The 17,433-nt window shown below is 45.3% G+C and carries 19 protein-coding genes; 12 read left to right on the top strand and 7 right to left on the bottom strand.

The genetic code is table 11. The features are described from left to right. Positions 1–3: 3 nt before the first annotated feature. Entirely contained in the window at positions 4–1,869 is a 1,866-nt protein-coding gene (locus ACSX1A_RS06225) for a patatin-like phospholipase family protein (protein WP_439882760.1), read from the bottom strand. A 496-nt stretch (positions 1,870–2,365) separates the two neighbouring features. Between ACSX1A_RS06225 and ACSX1A_RS06230 the strand changes: the two genes are divergently transcribed. From ACSX1A_RS06230 to ACSX1A_RS06270, 9 genes are all read left to right on the top strand, one after another. After that, positions 2,366–3,088, top strand: a complete 723-nt coding sequence (locus ACSX1A_RS06230; RefSeq protein WP_439882761.1) for a hypothetical protein — start codon at positions 2,366–2,368, stop codon at positions 3,086–3,088. 150 nt (positions 3,089–3,238) lie between these two features. After that, positions 3,239–3,847 (top strand): hypothetical protein, encoded by a 609-nt coding sequence (locus ACSX1A_RS06235; protein ID WP_439882762.1) that lies wholly within the window; start codon positions 3,239–3,241, stop codon positions 3,845–3,847. A 94-nt stretch (positions 3,848–3,941) separates the two neighbouring features. Next, entirely contained in the window at positions 3,942–4,346 is a 405-nt protein-coding gene (locus tag ACSX1A_RS06240; RefSeq protein WP_439882763.1) for a hypothetical protein, read from the top strand. 92 nt (positions 4,347–4,438) lie between these two features. Further along, a complete protein-coding gene (locus ACSX1A_RS06245) occupies positions 4,439–5,047 on the top strand; it encodes a hypothetical protein (RefSeq protein ID WP_439882764.1) in 609 nt (202 codons plus the stop codon). 93 nt (positions 5,048–5,140) lie between these two features. Further along, the gene (locus ACSX1A_RS06250) at positions 5,141–5,302 is read left to right on the top strand and encodes a hypothetical protein (protein WP_439882765.1); all 162 of its coding nucleotides are present in this window, start codon (positions 5,141–5,143) and stop codon (positions 5,300–5,302) included. A gap of 75 nt (positions 5,303–5,377) precedes the next feature. After that, positions 5,378–5,929, top strand: a complete 552-nt coding sequence (locus tag ACSX1A_RS06255) for a hypothetical protein (RefSeq protein WP_439882766.1) — start codon at positions 5,378–5,380, stop codon at positions 5,927–5,929. A gap of 268 nt (positions 5,930–6,197) precedes the next feature. Continuing rightward, a complete protein-coding gene (locus ACSX1A_RS06260) occupies positions 6,198–7,136 on the top strand; it encodes a manganese catalase family protein (protein ID WP_439882767.1) in 939 nt (312 codons plus the stop codon). Positions 7,137–7,160: 24 nt separating this feature from the next. Continuing rightward, a complete protein-coding gene (locus ACSX1A_RS06265; protein WP_439882768.1) occupies positions 7,161–7,982 on the top strand; it encodes a DsbA family oxidoreductase in 822 nt (273 codons plus the stop codon). A gap of 21 nt (positions 7,983–8,003) precedes the next feature. Further along, the gene (locus tag ACSX1A_RS06270) at positions 8,004–8,309 is read left to right on the top strand and encodes a hypothetical protein (RefSeq protein ID WP_439882769.1); all 306 of its coding nucleotides are present in this window, start codon (positions 8,004–8,006) and stop codon (positions 8,307–8,309) included. A gap of 221 nt (positions 8,310–8,530) precedes the next feature. On the opposite strand, the gene ACSX1A_RS06275 is transcribed toward ACSX1A_RS06270, so the two are convergent. The 5 genes from ACSX1A_RS06275 to ACSX1A_RS06295 form a co-directional block, all read right to left on the bottom strand. Next, positions 8,531–8,800 (bottom strand): c-type cytochrome, encoded by a 270-nt coding sequence (locus ACSX1A_RS06275; protein ID WP_439882770.1) that lies wholly within the window; start codon positions 8,798–8,800, stop codon positions 8,531–8,533. Between the two features lie 17 nt (positions 8,801–8,817). Further along, the gene (locus ACSX1A_RS06280) at positions 8,818–9,969 is read right to left on the bottom strand and encodes a hypothetical protein (protein WP_439882771.1); all 1,152 of its coding nucleotides are present in this window, start codon (positions 9,967–9,969) and stop codon (positions 8,818–8,820) included. A 174-nt stretch (positions 9,970–10,143) separates the two neighbouring features. Continuing rightward, positions 10,144–10,554, bottom strand: a complete 411-nt coding sequence (locus tag ACSX1A_RS06285) for a c-type cytochrome (RefSeq protein ID WP_439882772.1) — start codon at positions 10,552–10,554, stop codon at positions 10,144–10,146. Positions 10,555–10,658: 104 nt separating this feature from the next. After that, positions 10,659–10,859, bottom strand: coding sequence for a hypothetical protein (locus ACSX1A_RS06290; protein ID WP_439882773.1), 201 nt, complete (start codon positions 10,857–10,859; stop codon positions 10,659–10,661). After that, complete coding sequence (locus tag ACSX1A_RS06295; protein WP_439882774.1) at positions 10,860–11,096, bottom strand: SHOCT domain-containing protein; 237 nt, start codon at positions 11,094–11,096, stop codon at positions 10,860–10,862. Between the two features lie 396 nt (positions 11,097–11,492). Between ACSX1A_RS06295 and ACSX1A_RS06300 the strand changes: the two genes are divergently transcribed. Both ACSX1A_RS06300 and glgP read left to right on the top strand, forming a co-directional pair. After that, positions 11,493–11,948, top strand: a complete 456-nt coding sequence (locus tag ACSX1A_RS06300) for a hypothetical protein (protein WP_439882775.1) — start codon at positions 11,493–11,495, stop codon at positions 11,946–11,948. A gap of 9 nt (positions 11,949–11,957) precedes the next feature. After that, a complete protein-coding gene (gene glgP / locus ACSX1A_RS06305) occupies positions 11,958–13,655 on the top strand; it encodes an alpha-glucan family phosphorylase (protein WP_439882776.1) in 1,698 nt (565 codons plus the stop codon). A gap of 1 nt (position 13,656) precedes the next feature. Here the strand turns inward: glgP and ACSX1A_RS06310 are convergent, their stop codons facing one another. Beyond that, positions 13,657–14,664 (bottom strand): potassium channel family protein, encoded by a 1,008-nt coding sequence (locus ACSX1A_RS06310; RefSeq protein ID WP_439882777.1) that lies wholly within the window; start codon positions 14,662–14,664, stop codon positions 13,657–13,659. 386 nt (positions 14,665–15,050) lie between these two features. On the opposite strand from ACSX1A_RS06310, the gene ACSX1A_RS06315 reads away from it, so the two are divergent. Then, entirely contained in the window at positions 15,051–17,396 is a 2,346-nt protein-coding gene (locus ACSX1A_RS06315; protein ID WP_439882778.1) for a multicopper oxidase domain-containing protein, read from the top strand. The last annotated feature ends 37 nt before the right edge of the window (positions 17,397–17,433 follow it).

Raw genomic sequence — 17,433 nt, forward strand, 5'->3', positions numbered from 1 at the left:
CTGCTATGCACCCTGCATTAAGTATGAAAGCTGATCAGCATTTACCTTTTGCAGATACTCTTTTCCGTAGGTGTAGCCGGTCGTTACAATTCTGTCGAAGTTGTTTAAGTCTAATAAGCTATAGCGTGCTACTGGTGGTGTCATATTCAACTCCAGGTCATTAATTTGTTTGCGCTGGTGCACCATACTTGATAGAATAGTTGATTTAAGCATGATAGACGCTATACCTGGGCTCCTGTACCGCTTTAGAAAGGGCAAAAACTTGGAGAAAAACATGTGCCAGCCACCCGGCAATTCAGTATAGTTTAATTTGTATTCCCGCTCCACAAGCAGGTTTATCCCTACCAGCTTTCCTCCGTACTTAGCTTTCATTATATCAACCGGAAAGTTATTGAAAGACGCACCGTCAATTAATAAATTGTTTCCGTCTACAACCGGAGGCAGCACACCCGGGATTGAAACAGAGGCTGTAACTGCTTTCCAGAGCGGACCGCGTTCATGTACGACCATTTCTGATAGGGTGAAGTTGCTGGATATGCAGAAATAATTGAGCCATAGGTCTTCGATATGATAGTTTCCGAGATACCGCTTTATTACATGCTGTAGTTTGTGGCCCTTGAGCAGTGAAATAACAGGTAAAGTATAATCGTTTAGCGGCTTATCTTTTACGAAAGCGCTTCTTCCAACACGGATTATTTCTTCCGGGCTCCATTCGTGTGCAATAACAGCAGCAATAACAGCACCCATACTTGTTCCGCACACCATATCGATTGGTATTCCTTTCTCTATAAGGGCCCGGTAAATACCAATGTGGGCAAAACCTTTTGCGCCACCTCCACCCAATACCAGTCCTACACCTTTATTTACAATCATTCTGGCCAACCGGCCAATGTGTCCTTTGTCATTTAGCCGTATGTTGTAGTGCCGTTTTACTGGTCGGGAGGTTAAGAGATCGTGGGTAACTTCAGGGCTTTCTGTGTTTTCAGGATACAATAGCACGATTTCCCTGTTTTGGGTATGTTGCAGGTTAGTTTGCTGAAAAATAACACTCTCAAGCTCTGTTAATGCAGGACCAGAATTAACTTCTTTGATAACTACGATCTTATCAGCGTGTTTCAGGCATTGCTGTGTCCATAAAGTAAATTCCTGCTCTGCTTCAAAGACCACAAAATCCTGTTCCATTTCCTGCTCGGCCAGCCAGTGCTTTAGTATCTCTTCTTCATCTGATGCTCCTTTTTCATCTGCATCCAAAGGTACAGGTAACAGCTCTCTGTGCAGATAATGAACTTTACTCTCCAGTTTCAGAGCATTTACCAGTTGTTTTACAAGCTTTCTTGTTTGTTCACTGTCTGTAAGCGGAACAAGGGCAATATTTGTAGTCTTGGCTGGCACCCTTGCATGGTGCATGGTATAATTCAGGCGGTTGATAGTTAACCTTGACAAGCTTAACAGCACTTCCGGATGTTGTAAAACTAGTTGGTCAAAGTCCGGTTTAACAAGCTTTACCAAGGTAGAGTCACGCACGGCAAGTATGGTAGCGTTCCGGGTCTCACCTGTTATCAAAGACATCTCTCCAACACTCTCTCCCTGTGATATCTCTCCAACTTCGCGCTCACTGCTGGTTCCCGCTTCTACAAGAGCTTTAAGGCGTCCGGTGAGTAGCAAGTACAAACAATCTCCGGCTTCTCCCTCTTTGCATAATACTTCTCCACGCTTTAGCTCCAGCCACACCAGTTTTTTGAGTAGATCATCTAAAGCTGCTTCATTGAGAGCATTAAAAAATTTACTCGTGATTTGCTTAACTCTTTGGAATCGTAAATTACTATTATAACTGTTTGCAATTGGGGTGGGAGCGACTTTGGTTTCCATGAGCTAAAGCTAAATGAGAGAAGCTATTATTAGATAAATACTAATAACTATTTGATAAAGCACATAGTTGTTGTGGTGGTTTGAATTGTGAGTGTAGAGGCTTAATTGTTGGGTATGTAAATAAAATTACTGAGTTGGGTTGAAGATCGCTGTTACAAACTTACATGAAACCTTGTACTTTCAAGCGTGATTGATTTTACCAACTTTAACTAAGTGCCTTGTATAAAATTGCTAGAACTTTGGATAATATATAGCAATCCTCTATATTAGCTAAAATATATATGCTAATGTACGCAACCCTCACTCACATAAAAAATACGCAACAAACGAGCGTAAATCTTGTGTTCTGCAGCTACGCACATAGTGCAGATAACCGTATTTTTACGCATATACGCTAGTTGACAAACATTTAGTATGAAAATATAAAATATCTAACTTTAAAATCACATTAGCATATCATATCAAACCTTCTTTTCAATCTCCTTCACCCTAAGCTATGCAACTAACGATTGTTTACCTATTGAGCTTGCTGAGTATCTTGCAAACACCAGCAGCGGACAGTTTAATCATCTTCCATCCTAATCGCACTTACTCCTATCAAGCTTCCTTCGTGAGTCCTTCTGGCGATACTCTGTCCAGAGAGCAGATATCACTCCAACCTAACGGCCAGCCGTGGAAGTATGATAAAACCCAAACTGCCTTTGAAATCCAGTACAATAACACGCCCAAAGATTCGCTAACTTTTCTATCCTATTTAAACCCGCAGTCTAAGAAAAAGAAAAAGCCGCAGAGCTACGTTTGGATAGATGCTGAAACTACTGGCGCTATAGAGGACGAGCACCAAGTCTGGATGCATCCAATTAGGAGTAATCAGTATAACTACACCGAAATAGCACCATTCCCCAAGGTTATGCTGGATTCACTGAAAGCAGGAGGAGAGTGGAATAATGCCTTGCTGATTATGATGGGCTGGGGTGCGTTCAAAGGGAAAGTAGACAATCACTATCAGGCAGTACGGCAGGAAACAAGAACTTATGGAAGCCTTACCCTTGAGAATTGTTGGCTTATTCGCTCTGTTGGTAAGCACAGCAAGTTAGGTAATAGCTATCTCGACTTCTATTTTCACCCAAAGTATGGATTTGTTGAAATGAATTACCGCTTTTACGATGGGGCTAAGATTACCTATGTGTTGGAGGAAGTAAGAGAGAAGGGGGTATAACCCTATACCGTCACAACTCAACTGGCTTCTGAGCTTGCTTTTAACTAAAAAGTAAAATCGCGATTGCCATCACAGTTCATAGTATAGCCTGCGGCAATGCCTTGCCCATACTATGTACAAGCACCGTTATAACCAATTTTAAATACAAAAATGAAATCAAACTTTTTACTATTAGCCCTATCAATGTTTAGTTTTAGTGCGCTTGCTCAATCAGACGAACCAGTTCAATCAACAGAGTTGGTAAGTATAACAAAGCTTGAAGTCGGACTCCATGGAATTGGAGTAGGCTATGAGGTGCCCTTTAGTGATAAGTGGTCTATAAATCTGAGTGCTGGTTTGGGGGGCGGATACTCCATTGACAAGAACAGTTATGCCAACGGGTTCAACAGTACGTTCATTCTGAACGAGCCTGTAGCTTATTTTAGGTCTGAGTTCAAGTATACCTACAACCGAGATAAAAGAGCTACTAAGTCAAAGTCTTTGCTAAACAACGCGGGTAACTACATTGCCTTGCAAACCAAGTACACCACAGCCAGAGTATTCGAAAACAACGAGTGGAATCAGCTAAACAATCCCCTGAATAGAACTTTATTGAATGAAGTACATTGGGGTATGCAAAGGCCTCTTGGACAGAAGTTTCTTTACAGTTTTCACTTAGGCTTAGGTTATGCAACTGACTTCGATTTTAAAAATAGCCAGCTTTATCCAGCAGCGGGCATTCAGTTTGCATATGTAATTTCAAAAAACAAAAGGTTATAACCACACCTGTAAGCCAACTGCGCCTTATAACCAAGTCCGTTGGTAGTAAAAAACACCATTTAAAAAGAAACTAAGAAACGAAAACAAACTTAAAATGAAGAAACTCTACACAGTAGTTATTTTCCTTTTTATCTCCACAGCATCTTTTGCCCAGTTTGGGGTTAGTTTCAATCAGTCTAATTTGCCGTTTGCAGGTCTTAACTATGAGATAAACAACAGGTTTCTTCCTGAACTGCGCATAGGTACTGATAATTACTTTGACGACACAAGCCTTGAATTGACACTAAACTACATCTTTATAAGAAGCGAGACTGTCAATGTATATGCTGGTGTAGGTGGAAGAGTTCAGATTCTGGAGGGTGTGGTTGTTCCTGTTGGTTTGAATATTTATCCATTTGAAGAAAAGAAATTTGGATTTCAAATAGAGTTAGCAGGCATTTTACGGGAGTCAAGTCTTTTGAGAGGCAGTTGGGGAATTAGGTACAGGTTTGCAAAATAATGTCTACTCCCAACAAAGTTTAGCCTTTACGCTCGGCTATGCCTCGCCCATCGGCTGCACGAGTAACGTTGCCACATATAACTAATAAAAAAATGAGAAAAATTTTACTAGCTCTTTTATCCATCCTGACCTTCTGGCAAGCTTATGGGCAGACTGATAAGCATGGAAACCCTGTTTTCAACTCTGTGACAACAAGTGAAATATCCCTTGATGGCTTAACATTAATTTCAAATTACTACACCCTTAAAAATAACATCGAAAACAGGAATTCGTCTGTCTATATTTCCGCAAGTCCTCAGTTAGCTGACATAGAAAATGCCGCATTAAAGCTCCCATCAGACTTTTTTATTCTGACAAAGGCTGGTAAAATGGTAGCGATGGTTCTTCTTCAAAATGATCCCAAAAGAGAGCTCATGACTATCATCATGTCTTCAAACAAACAAGCAACTTTTCCTTGTACCCTAAAGGGTGACATCACCGAAAACAGAGCTCATGAACTTATCAAAGAAGGCTATGACCCATCTGCAAGTATGGAGAACGGCTATTTAATTTTTAATAACAACAGGTATCAGATAATATCGAACAAAGACATTGAAGAAGCTGTCCTTGACTTAATAAAAAAGGAGAAACTTGACAAAAAAGAAGCCATCAGAAATAGTAATGCTATCAAAGCAAGAAATGAAAAAATATATACTTGCTGAATCCAGAGAAGGCGGTAAGCTTGATTATTTTACAGAGATAAAGGGAAAAGAAAATAATGGAGTACAAGTAAAACAGGTGTTTTCACCACATATATGGGAGTAGCGTTGTATAAATGGGGAAGAGCTTGTTTTGACTTTGGAGTTAATAAAGTAGAAGACGCCTACGAAATCTTTACAGAAAATAAACAGGGAGATTTAAACCAACGGGAGCGGGAGTACATCAAGATGGGGTTTAATAAAGAGCTTGAAAAATAACAAGTGCTAACCTGCTTGGGAGACTTAAAGCCCCTAGAGCGAATGCAGCTTCAACTTGAATAGCAGAATTTGACAATGAATATATTATACGTGCTTAGAAAAATGGTTTTGCAATTCAGAGTCAAAGCAGCATTATCAGTAGTCTTGTTTAGCATTATATCCTTTACCGCTGCTTTAGGTCAAGAGGTTACATTCGTAAAGTTGGAGTATATCACTGCAGTCAGACCTGATAATGCGCATGTTAAAGTTGATATTTTTCAAGATATAGATAATTCCTACAGGCTTAAAGTAGAAGCTTTATCTTTATGGTTAAAGATAAAGCCACAATCTCTAAAGCCAGAGGTCAAGCCGACAACGGTGGAGATAAGCATAACAGAAGAGCAGTTCCAAAAAATTGTTAATTCTCTACAGAGGATTAAACAAGAGGATATTATTGGTGGCCCACATCCTTCTATTTTAGATGGATCAACTTGTTCTATCTCCTATGGTTCACTCGGTACAGCTGTCTCCTTTCAAGTGAATACACCTGGCTATGATACTTATAGAAGAGAATTAAGTGATTTCCTTGAAGCCTTTAAGCTTATACTTACGACAGCCAATTTAGACCCAAAGCAAATTCTTGGTTAGAGGATTTAAGGGGCAATTCAAACTCGTTTCAAAGATGAAAAAATAAACCCAACATTTTACTTAAACCAAACTTCAACTGACTGCCTTGCACGCCTCACGTACAAGCATGTTTCAATGGCTATTCATACTATGCCAGCCTGCCTGCAATGCAGAAGTATCCACTTGCCATACCTCCGCGCTTAGTTTTAACTATATAGAAAACCGCAACTAAAGAACCTCGTTTTAATGTGTTACAACTTTAATTGTTTCACAAAAGAAAGGAGGACAAATGTTTTACCACGTTAAGGAATTGCAGTTCAATGCCCGCGTTTCCAAGCCTGATCCGGCTTTTGCCAGTATGCTGCTGGAGCAGTTTGGCGGACCAAACGGTGAGTTAGCGGCAGCCATGCAATACTTCACACAGGCCTTTGCCATGCGGCAGCCACACCCCGATAAGTATGATATGCTGATGGATATCGCCACCGAAGAATTCAGTCATTTAGAGATTGTCGGTGCTACAATTCAGATGTTATTAGGCCCCATTAACGGGGAGCTGAAAAATGCAGCAGAAGAGGCAGAGATCATGCAGCTGCTGGATGGCAAAGCTAAAAAGGAAGACTTTATTCATAGCGCCATGATGAACCCGCAGTTCTTCGTTTTAAGTGGCGGAGGCCCTACAGTTACAAACAGCCAGGGGGTGCCATGGTCAGGCAGTTACGTAAATGCCAACGGCGACCCAACCGTTGATCTACGCTCCAACATAGCGGCAGAGTCCAGGGCCAAAATTGTGTATGAGTACCTGATGCAGTTTACTACGGACCCGTACGTGAAGGAAACGCTTAGCTTTTTGATGACCCGTGAGGTGGCGCATTTCCAGATGTTTGAGGCGGCCTTAGAGACTATCCAGCCGAACTTCCCACCGGGCGTGCTTCAAGGTGACCCCCGCTTCAGTAACAACTACTTCAACCTGAGTAACGGAGCCGATGCCAGAGGACCTTGGAACGAAGGTAAAAGCACTGGCCTGGGAGAAACATGGCAGTACATCGAGGACCCGATCAAGCACGTAATTGAATCAAACGGCATGGCGGATCATCAACCGCAGGGAACTGACCGTACAATGAAATCCGTGGAGAAAAAAGATAAAGAGATGAGCAAGGAACGTAGCCAACATGTTAAAAAAGCCGTACCAAGTGGGGAAAACCAATGGTGCGAATATCCGCAGAAATGACGGATTGTATGGTCTACAAATTTTATGAATTTAAAAGAAAGCAAACTAAAAAAGACTGAAAAACAGGAAGCAGGGTCGGTGGAGGTAGAGTACTACACCGACCCTCTTTGTTGTTGGAGCTGGGCTATGGAGCCGCAATGGCGCAGACTGCGCTTTGAGTATAAAGGAAATGTTAAATGGCGTTACCGCATGGGAGGTCTTATCGCAAACTGGGATGCTTTCAGCGACCCCATTAATAACATTAATCGTCCGTTACAGATGGGGCCGCTCTGGATGGAGGCTAAGTATAAATCAGGGATGCCTATCCATGACAGGGTCTGGTACGAAAACCCGCCAGCATCTTCATACCCTGCCTGCATGGCTGTAAAGGCTGCAGAACTACAGTCGCCGGTGGCGGCAGAGAATTACCTTCGCAAGGTGCGGGAGGCTGTTATGCTGCACGGGAAGAACATTGCACAACGGGAGGTTCTACTGCAGGTAGGCAAAGAGCTGTCCGAAATCTCACCGGATCTCTTTAACATCGAAAAATTCGAGCAGGATTTTGGTAGTGAGGAGGCGCGTAAAGCGTTTGAGCAGGACCTGATGCAGGTGCGCCTACACAACATCAGCAGGTTTCCAACTTTAACGATGAGAAGGGAGGGAGAAGAGATCGGGGTAATGCTAACAGGTTACCGGCCATACGAAGCACTGCAGCAAGCCTTGCTGCAGGTGGCCCCGGAACTACAGCCGGTGCAGCACACCACTGACGAAATGGAGTACAGAAGATACTGGGGAAGCGCCACAGAACGTGAAGTGAGAGAAGCTTTACGGCATGAAAGAACAGAACCCCGTAACCAAAACAAATAGTTACTGATACTGCTAAAAACTATGGAATCAATAGAGCTTACAGAAACAAACAATACGATCAGGCTGGACGGCAGCAAAGCCACCAGGAGTATGGACATCAGAAATGTAGAACTGAAAAAGTGGCCTGAAGCAGAAGGTAGTATAAAGCTGATCGTGTTTGATGAAAAGGATGTGCCTATTTATAGTCAAGTGCTGGAGCCTTCGCAGGCTAAAGAAAATGATGCCATAGTGGTTGGTAAACGTTTCGCTTTTTACGATCATCTGTCTGTTAAATTTCTTCCTGTAACAGAGGGAGATACCTTTACGCTGGTGATCAACTTTGAGTGAGAAAAGGAAGTTCAGAAAGTGGTACCAAAGTATAAAAGCCAGTTATTTTGCTATGATTAAAACAACTACCCTCGCATTCATACTTATATACCTGCTTTTGGCTGCAGGCACTTATCAGGCTGCGGCGGCAGACACTCGTCAGGTCCGGGACTCAGTTGCTCATCGCGTCATAGAAAAAGCTTATGAAGACGGTAATCTTACTGCTGTCCAACCCATCTATTTTAATTAGACTCTTGTAGGAAGGCCTTCACTTTTTCAGCTTCTTCTTTTGTAAGGTAGGCCCTGATCTGCATATGTGTCGTTACAGCGTCCCACTGCTTGTCGTCATATACATTAGGTGGAGGCGTGTTGTGACAGCGCTGGCAGTTCTCTGCCCAGAGCTGCGCACCGGGCTTTTCGTTTACCGCGGCTGTTGGCGAACAGCTGTTCACTACCACTACAACAAACAGCACGCCTGATATAAGAAAAAGTATGGTATTGCTCTTTTTCATAAGTTGAAGTTTTTGATTTAGAAACCAAGGGAAAACTGAATGAAGAGTGCGTTTTCGTCATCCTCCCCTTTAATGTTTTCAATGGCATAGTTTATTTTCAGTACTGAGCTCCAGGATAGCCAATAGTTTAGGCCGATGGTTGTCTCCTTCTGTTTCCGGTACCACGGGCTACCTTCGGGTGTCGAAAGCCTGGAGTATCTTCCTGTTAGTTCCAGGTTCTTCAAAATATCGGAATCAACATTAACAGGCCTCAGCGCTAACTGCAGGAAATAAGCTGTAGAGTTGTTGTCGAAAGTAAACGCATCATCTTGTTGATCAAAATAAGTGGCCCTGTCTACTTTCTGATGGTTGTATTGCCCTCTGAAATCTACCAGGCTTTTCAAAGCTTCGAGGTTCCAGATGTAAGAGATGTCTCCGGAATACATATTGGCACTAATGTCTTCATACGGACTATCTGCATCACCAACTTTGGCAAACTGGGCAGAAGCGCCGATTTCAAGGGTTGAATTTGCGAGTGGCAGAAAACCAATCCTTCCGCCTACAGCTTTGTTCTTGTTATTATCTCCGAAGTTCTCAAACTCCAGCATGCCTGCCTCGTCTTCCTCATCAGTTATCAGGATTGGGCCATTGGACAGGTAAAAAGAGTAGTTTACCTTTGCGTTCCCGACTGGAGCGCCGCCTCTTAATTGTGCGCCCAGAGAGGTCATCGGGCCCACCATGCCGCCTTCTTCACTAAAACCCAAAGGCTTCTCCGCCATTTTATTGATCCAGGCAGGGTGCAGTCGTTCTCCAAATATGCCAAACGGCGTCAGAAACTTACCCGCACCAAAGATCAGGTATGGGTTCAGCCTGTAGTAGATCGAAGCATATTCCAGCCCAACATCGAATTCTCCGTCTTCAATCTCTGCTTCCAATTCTGCTTCAAAAAACAAACGGTCTGTCTTTTTCCAGAGAAAGATCGGGGAGAAGCCAAGAGGTCCGAAAGTGCTTTCATCACCCTCTTGCTCAAAGCCGCTGAAACCATACCCAGCCAGCAGAAATTTTGTCTCCCCAGACTCCTTCAGCCTGTTTTCATTCATCTGCGTCTGGGTTTCGTTTATTTGACCGGAAGCCAGGATCGGGATGAGAACGATTAAGGTGATGAAGCTAAGTTTTGTAGAAATTTTCATAGTGTGTACAGGTAAAATGGTCGGTAACACAAGTGAGGCTACAGGTGAAAAGGAGCACGGCTGCTGCTTTGGGTGAAGGCTGCTGCCTGGTTTAAGCAAGGAGGTGGGTGAGGCGTAATAAGGTTATGATGGGAACAGGTAATGTTTAAACTTCATGTAGCATATAACTGGCTTTTACTTAGCTTGCAGGGTTCTGATGTAGCTTACCAGCTGCCATCTTTTCTCTTCGGACAGGGTGCTACTATAGCCGGGCATTGGGGAGCGGCCTGTAGATATTTTCCAGAAAATAGCGCCATCAGACTCCGCTTCGACTTTTGGCGATACCAGGTTGGTGGGGTGAGGGTGCAAACTGATTGCCGCCATGCCATTGCCTTCGCCTTGATTTCCATGGCAAACAACACAGTTTTTTGAGAAGAGCTTTTTGCCACTCCTGGCAGCCTCCACCTTATTTTGTAGTGGGTTTGTCAGTTTGTCTGCTTCAGGTGGTGCTTCCCATCCGTTACCCTGAATAAGGGAGTAACCGCTTAGGACCAGCAATGCTGCAAAAAGCAACACAACAAAGGCGAAGTTTCTTTTTGTTTTCATAACAGTTGATCTTATGAACAGCAACTGCCTGATTGAGGAAGCCCATCAGGGATGAATGGGCAAGTATACGGTACGCTGCCTTTGTGTAGCGTTTTAGATAGCAGCTATGCAGGCTCCTCCAACCAGGCACGAATAAACATTCCTTCAATACCTGCAACAGCTTCTAAAAGGGTGTTCATCCGGATTACAACTGAAATAAAAAGCCCGTGCAACAGGCTGCTACAGAATTTATGGTTCCGTCGCGACATCTTGTGTCTGATTTTATGCCTGTTGTGGTGCATCGGTACTGTTTTTATAGCGTTCATTCACCTGTCTTTTTCCAGTTCTCTTTTCCGGATATTGTATTCTTCAGTGTCGATCTCTCCAGTCGCGTATCTTCTTTTCAGAATGTCCAATGCAGATTCTCTTTCTGTTGGTGTACCCGGCCTGCTCCTTGCATAGGTGTTACCCAGGAATGCAAAAAATACCACGATCATAATAATCCAGAAAATCCACCACATCCAATGCATGCCCCAATAATGCCCTTCACCCATGTGCCACATAATTTACTTTTTTATAGTTGCACCTATTTTTTTATACGACGGCACTATGGTTAAGTCAACTTTAAATGGGATTTAATCACTGATATTTAGAATGATAAATATCAGTTTATTTGTAGGTATCTATTTGCTTTTAAGGCGTTTACAATATATTGTTGCCGGTGCATATATATAAGTGATCCCTGATGCACTAACAAGAAACAACGTTCGAGGATAAGCAGAAGGAGGTGTAAATCGTGCTGGGAAAACTCTCTCAGATATAGAAGGTGTATACTTAGAAAATGACAAGTTAATATTTAAAACTTTGCATTTATCAAGTCGTTAAAATTAAAGGGGCATGCATTCTTGCTATGGATCTTAATGCTGCTTCTTTATACAACATGTCATACATGATTTACTATGAAAGACAATGTAAAAGTAGCTGTGAATGGATATGGGGTTATTGGCAAAAGAGCGGCCGATGCGGTGCAGCTGCAGGACGATATAGAACTAGCCGGAGTATGCGACGTGGTGTCTGATGGGGGTATTAATATGGCTACTCATAAAGACTACCCGGTACACCCCTTTGATGGCTGCGGCACCTTGCTAAGCAGGACCACAGACCCCTGGGAGAGCCACCTAAACGGCATCATGAACACCCTGGTGCCGGAACCGGAGATACCCAGCAACCAGGGGCCGTACGCGCAAAGCGTTGACCCGGAGCTGGACGTGATCACGGCTGCAGTGAAAGTGCCGGAAACAATCGCTGCGATAAGGGCGCTGACATGGTTGGAAGAAAATGCCCAGGCCTCAATACAAAAGACCAACGCAGCCCTGGGCGTGCGGAAAGGGTCTTTTCTGCAAATTACCCCTTAGACCTCAGCCATGACAGATTACCTGAAGGAGTTACATCCTTACACTTATCCTCCGGAATATCAACCGCGAGTTGCCTACTTCTGTATGGAATACGCTATTGAGCAGTACCTAAAGACCTATGCAGGCGGCCTGGGGTTCCTGGCGGGTTCCCACATGCGGAGTGCCTATAACCTGAAGCAGAATGTTATCGGCATTGGCATTTTGTGGAAGTATGGTTATTATGATCAGGTGCACCGGTCGGATCAGACCATGGGCGTGTTGTTTCTTGAGAAAATCTATGGGTTTCTTCAAAAGACCGACATCCAGTTTGAGATTCAGGTGAACAAGGCGGCTGTGCATGTGGGCGTATATTACCTGCCTCCAAACCTGTTTGGCACCGCGCCTATTTTTTTCCTGACAACGAACCTGCCGGAGAACGACTACCTTGCCCAAACCATTTCGCACAAGCTTTACGATGCAAACCAGGAGGCAAGAATTGCCGCAAGCATTTTACTTGGTGCAGGCGGTTACAAGTTACTGGAGATTCTGGGGATAAGCCCGGATGTTTACCACATGAACGAAGCGCATGCCTTACCCTTGGTTTTCTCTCTGCTGAAAAAGTATAAGCAGGTGGAGGAGGTCCGCAAGCGTGTGGTGTTTACCACGCACACACCCGAAGACGCAGGCAACGAGCAGTCAGACATCTGGCTACTGGACAAGATGGGCTTTTTCACCGGCATGCCGTTGGAAGAGGTGCGGCAGCTCACCAAAATGAGCGGGAATACATTCAACCACACGCTGGCTGCACTTTTATTAGCCAGGAAATCAAATGGTGTTTCCTCGATGCATGGGGAAGTGGTGAAGCGAATGTGGGGGAGCTATACGGATATAAGCCCTGTTACTTATATCACTAACGCCCAGAGCTTTTCGTACTGGGCCGACAAGCCCATGTATGACTACATGCAGCGTGGAGACGATGAAAGGCTTGTAGAAAGGAAGAAGCAGCTCAAAAAGCAGCTGTTTGCCGAGGTAGCCGACCAGACCGGGGATCTGTTTGACGAGAATGTGTTTACCATTGTGTGGGCCCGGCGCTTTGCCGCTTACAAGCGCGCCGACCTGATCCTGGAGGACCTGGATCGGTTTGAGCGCATGCTAAAAGACACTACCCATCCCATCCAGATCATTTGGGCGGGCAAGCCATACCCAACCGACTATGGAGCTGTTTCAGTTTTCGATAAGCTTGTGCACCACAGCAAGAAGTATCCGCAATGCTCGGTGCTCGTGGGGTATGAACTCAAATTGTCCAGGCTACTCAAGCAAGGGGCGGACCTTTGGCTGAGCAACCCGCTGGTAACACATGAGGCTTCGGGAACAAGTGGCATGTCCGCAGCCATGAACGGCGCCGTGCTGCTGTCTACTGCCGATGGCTGGGTGCCTGAGTTCGTGAAAGAAGGGGTAAACGGTTTTATGGTGCCTGTCTCAGCCCCAACGCTACCTGTGCAGGAGCAAAACAGGCTGGATGCCACGAACATGCTTGACACACTGCAGGACACCATCTTGCCCATGTACTACAGCCAACAGTCTAACTGGGTTTCTGTTATGAAAAACAGCATGCGCGATATCCTGCCATATTTCGATTCGGATCGTATGGCGCAGGAGTATTATGACAAGATTTACGCTACAGAGCAAACTATTCCGGAATCCACTTCACAGATGAAGAGTCTTTAGCTTAGTAGGAAGGGTTGTATACTTCCTTCCATGTCCAGCCGTCTTTTTCCAATAGGGCGGTCAGCAGCTTGCGGCGGTCCCGCAGGTCTTGCTCAAACAACTGCTTTACCTGCTCTGTCGTGTTGAGGGAGATGCCATACGCACGCAGTTGTTCAATATCTGGAGTAGGAGCATTGGAACTAGTCGACTCATTTTTCAGGAAGCTTTCCTTCATCATTTCCAGGTATGTGTTGAGGGTGTTCTGCAGCATTTCCATTTTTAATTCATCCCTGGCATCACTTTGTTTTAGCAGTTGGTAGGCCTCGTCAAGTAGCACCAGGGCCGGAGTAATAGCCAACTTTACGCGGTTCGTATGAAAGTAATGGATAACAGGGTAGGAGTTGTGGTTTACCGTGTGTTGCATCAGCATCTGGCATAAGTCCGAAACAGTGTCGAAAAAGGAGGAGAAGTTCTTGCCGTTCCAGCTGCTAATCAAAAGCTGCTGAGGTGTTTTACCCATGCTGCTGATGTACAGGCTGAGCTTGCTCTGTAAACCAACGGCAGACAGCACCGGCACGAAGTAGGTGATAGAAGCTGTGATGAAGGCCAGGCCGGAGAATGCTGCCAGACTTGTAACAATACGCCAGGCATCGGTAGTTGCTATGTAATCTCCCACACCCAGCGTGGAGAGCGTAAAGCCTGCGTAGTATAGTTTCTCCAGTGGACTTGTGGAAATTAGGGTGGTGCTGTTAACAATGGAGTCTTTATCGGAGAGCAACAACAGGAATAAGCCGAACCAAAGCCCAATGATCCAAACCATCAGTATGGAGATAAGAACAGCCGGTCCGGCATAGTTTAATAAACCGGCTCTTCCGTTCTTGTTTGCTGCAGTAAAGAAAGCTTTCCAGACACCCTTCGAAACCACATTCGTAATCATACCACCCCCGTTGGAAGAGAAAGTGGTTTTGATCAGATCCAGCACCGTTACAGCAAACAGTATAATCCCCAAAGGCAGGACAAAATAATTCATATGCTTATTTTTCTATCTGTCAGCTAAACGGGGAGAGGTACCATGGAGTTTGAATTGTGTGTTGTGCATAGATAACTAAAAGCTTCGGGCTCTTTGAAACATGCCTTTTGCAGCCTCTTCACACACAACTTATACCTGTGGCTATATGTATAACCAATTGCATCGTTCATGAAGGTATGGTGTTATGCAGCGGCTTTAGAAAGCCAATTAAGTGTTAATTCATGTTCATATTTTTTACTTTGAAAAACGGAAAAGCTTACACACTCATTCCGATAATGCTCTATCTCTCCATGCTTTTCTCAGCACAAGCATTGGCACAGACGGATACCGTGGTGTACCACCTGACCATTGATTAGAAAGAAGTAAGAATAGCGGGTAAGAAAAGTATGGGCATGACCATAAATGGCACTATCCCTGGCCCTACACTACGTTTTACCGAAGGCGACTATGCGGTGATGTATGTGAAAAATGAGATGGATGTGGAAACTTCAGTGCATTGGCACGGCCTACTCGTTCCTAACTTTTACGATGGCGTGCCCTACCTCACTACACCTCCCATCAAGCCCGGGCAGACGCTCAAGTTTGAGTTCCCCCTCAAGCAGGGGGGAACCTACTGGTATCACTCGCACACGGGTTTGCAGGAGCAGTCGGGGGTGTATGGTTCCATTGTGATCGAAGACAAGGAAGAGCAGTTGGACTATGACACGGACCTGGTGATTGTACTCTCTGACTGGACCTACGAAAAGCCTAAGAACGTGCTCAAAACGTTGAAGCGGGGGCTTGAAATATACGACATCCAGAAGGGTACCTCCACACCGCTGAGTATGGTGATAGCCAGAGGGGCGCTGGGGGCGCAGCTCAATTTCTGGAAGCAGCGAATGGAGGGAGCAGACATCGCCGATATTTACTACCCGGCATTCCTGACCAACGGCCAGCCTGTGCAGGAGTACCCGGAATTTAAACCGGGACAGCGGGTAAGGCTGCGGGTGATCAATGCGTCTGCCTCCAGCCAGTACTGGCTTACCTTTGGCGGCCCCAAACCGCTGCTGATTGCTGCAGACGGCCAGGATGTGGTGCCGGTGCGGCATGCCCCAACCTTTATTGCAGTAGCCGAAACCTACGACTTTATAGTAACTATTCCGGATGACGGGAAGCTGGAAATGAAGGCAACTGCGCAGGATGGCTCCGGCTATTCTTCTACTTTGCTTGGCCAGGGACCTGTAATAGCTGCACCAGATGCGCCCCGGCCTGATAAGATTGCCATGATGCAGCAGATGGCAGCCATGGACATGCGGATGGGTGCTCCGGCCACTAAGTTCAACCCCAGTGAGGAGGAGCCTTACGAAATGATGAAGGATTGGGGCATGCAGATGGACGGTGAGATGCAGATGGGGGAAGGCATGGATATGGAGCACGGTAAAAGTATGGAGCACAAGCCCCAGCCTAAAGAGCAGAAGCCCATGCATCAGCATGATATGGAGAAGAAGCAGGATTCGGCAGGCGCTAAAAAGATGGATCACTCTAAAATGAATCATTCCAAAATGGAGCACAGGGAGGTGCAGAAAGACACGGCCGCTGCCATGGAGATGGATCACGCTAAAATGAAGAACGGCAAGCCTGGTAAAACTGATAACATGCAGATGAACCAGCCGGAGGCCAGTAAGGGCATAGGCATGCAGCACGAGGGAATGCCCGGTTTGGACATGTTTTCCGAGTATAACTATGACTACCTCAAAGCCCCTAAGTCTACTGATTTTGCAGAGGGAAAGCCCGTTAAAGAGATCCTCCTGAACCTTACCGGAAACATGGTGCGCTACATCTGGAGCATGAACGGAGTGCCTTTGAAAGAGGCAGATAAAATAAAGATACGAAAAGTGGAAGTGACCCGCATCACACTCAACAACCTGACCATGATGCACCACCCTATGCACCTGCACGGGCATTTCTTCCGGGTGATCAACGAACATGGAGAGTATTCGCCGCTCAAGCACACCGTAAACGTGGCGCCGATGCAGAAGGTGGTGATCGAGTTTGATGCCAATGAGTACGGTGACTGGTTCTTCCATTGCCACATCCTCTACCACCTCGATGCCGGTATGGCCCGTATCTTCAGCTACGATACCCCTCGTGATCCGCGTTTGAAAATGTACCCGCTCAATATCCTGACCAATAAGAGCAACCATTTTTTCTTCTGGGGAGCCGTTGATGCAGCCTCGCACATGAGCGAAACGAGAATGGTGCTTTCGAACTTGCGGAACCAGTTTACTTTGTCGGCCGAGTATGGCTGGAATAAAAACCTGGAAGCAGAGTTTACATACGGCAGGTTTCTGTACGATTACCTGAGCGTGTTTGGCGGCGTGAACGTGGAGAACGAGGAGGATGAGAGCCTGGATGAGATTGAGACGACAGCCATTGCCGGCGTCCGCTACCTGACCCCTTATATGTTTAACCTGGATCTGCGGGTAGACAACAAACTCCGTCCTGAAATAAGGTTAGGCAGGGAAGTACTCATTTTTCCACGCACTTTCCTTTTTGGAGAGTATGAATACCAGGCGGATTTTGGCTGGGTAAACGACTTTCAACCGGAAGAAGGCACGGGTAAAGTGGATAACTACCGGAGCGAGACCACCTGGAACGCTGGACTGGAGTACCTCGTATCTAAGACTTTTTCAGTGATGGGCAGCTATGATAACCGATTTGGTGCGGGTGGTGGTTTAACAGTGAGATTTTAGACTTCGCCACTGTGGTTTGTTGGTGTAGATCAGCTGC

Origin of the sequence: Pontibacter sp. MBLB2868, assembly GCF_051904785.1 — a bacterium.
Taxonomy (GTDB): Bacteria; Bacteroidota; Bacteroidia; order Cytophagales; family Hymenobacteraceae; genus Pontibacter.

Excerpts from the sequence above, each read along its gene's own strand:
- ACSX1A_RS06235 (WP_439882762.1), top strand. The coding sequence starts at position 3,239 with ATGAAATCAAACTTTTTACTATTAGCCCTATCAATGTTTAGTTTTAGT.
- ACSX1A_RS06250 (WP_439882765.1), top strand. The coding sequence starts at position 5,141 with ATGGGAGTAGCGTTGTATAAATGGGGAAGAGCTTGTTTTGACTTTGGA.
- ACSX1A_RS06290 (WP_439882773.1), bottom strand. The coding sequence starts at position 10,859 with ATGAACGCTATAAAAACAGTACCGATGCACCACAACAGGCATAAAATC.
- ACSX1A_RS06295 (WP_439882774.1), bottom strand. The coding sequence starts at position 11,096 with ATGTGGCACATGGGTGAAGGGCATTATTGGGGCATGCATTGGATGTGG.
- ACSX1A_RS06310 (WP_439882777.1), bottom strand. The coding sequence starts at position 14,664 with ATGAATTATTTTGTCCTGCCTTTGGGGATTATACTGTTTGCTGTAACG.
- ACSX1A_RS06225 (WP_439882760.1), bottom strand. The coding sequence starts at position 1,869 with ATGGAAACCAAAGTCGCTCCCACCCCAATTGCAAACAGTTATAATAGT.
- ACSX1A_RS06255 (WP_439882766.1), top strand. The coding sequence starts at position 5,378 with ATGAATATATTATACGTGCTTAGAAAAATGGTTTTGCAATTCAGAGTC.
- ACSX1A_RS06260 (WP_439882767.1), top strand. The coding sequence starts at position 6,198 with ATGTTTTACCACGTTAAGGAATTGCAGTTCAATGCCCGCGTTTCCAAG.
- ACSX1A_RS06230 (WP_439882761.1), top strand. The coding sequence starts at position 2,366 with ATGCAACTAACGATTGTTTACCTATTGAGCTTGCTGAGTATCTTGCAA.
- glgP (WP_439882776.1), top strand. The coding sequence starts at position 11,958 with ATGACAGATTACCTGAAGGAGTTACATCCTTACACTTATCCTCCGGAA.
- ACSX1A_RS06265 (WP_439882768.1), top strand. The coding sequence starts at position 7,161 with ATGAATTTAAAAGAAAGCAAACTAAAAAAGACTGAAAAACAGGAAGCA.
- ACSX1A_RS06270 (WP_439882769.1), top strand. The coding sequence starts at position 8,004 with ATGGAATCAATAGAGCTTACAGAAACAAACAATACGATCAGGCTGGAC.
- ACSX1A_RS06240 (WP_439882763.1), top strand. The coding sequence starts at position 3,942 with ATGAAGAAACTCTACACAGTAGTTATTTTCCTTTTTATCTCCACAGCA.
- ACSX1A_RS06275 (WP_439882770.1), bottom strand. The coding sequence starts at position 8,800 with ATGAAAAAGAGCAATACCATACTTTTTCTTATATCAGGCGTGCTGTTT.
- ACSX1A_RS06280 (WP_439882771.1), bottom strand. The coding sequence starts at position 9,969 with ATGAAAATTTCTACAAAACTTAGCTTCATCACCTTAATCGTTCTCATC.
- ACSX1A_RS06245 (WP_439882764.1), top strand. The coding sequence starts at position 4,439 with ATGAGAAAAATTTTACTAGCTCTTTTATCCATCCTGACCTTCTGGCAA.
- ACSX1A_RS06300 (WP_439882775.1), top strand. The coding sequence starts at position 11,493 with ATGAAAGACAATGTAAAAGTAGCTGTGAATGGATATGGGGTTATTGGC.
- ACSX1A_RS06285 (WP_439882772.1), bottom strand. The coding sequence starts at position 10,554 with ATGAAAACAAAAAGAAACTTCGCCTTTGTTGTGTTGCTTTTTGCAGCA.
- ACSX1A_RS06315 (WP_439882778.1), top strand. The coding sequence starts at position 15,051 with ATGGGCATGACCATAAATGGCACTATCCCTGGCCCTACACTACGTTTT.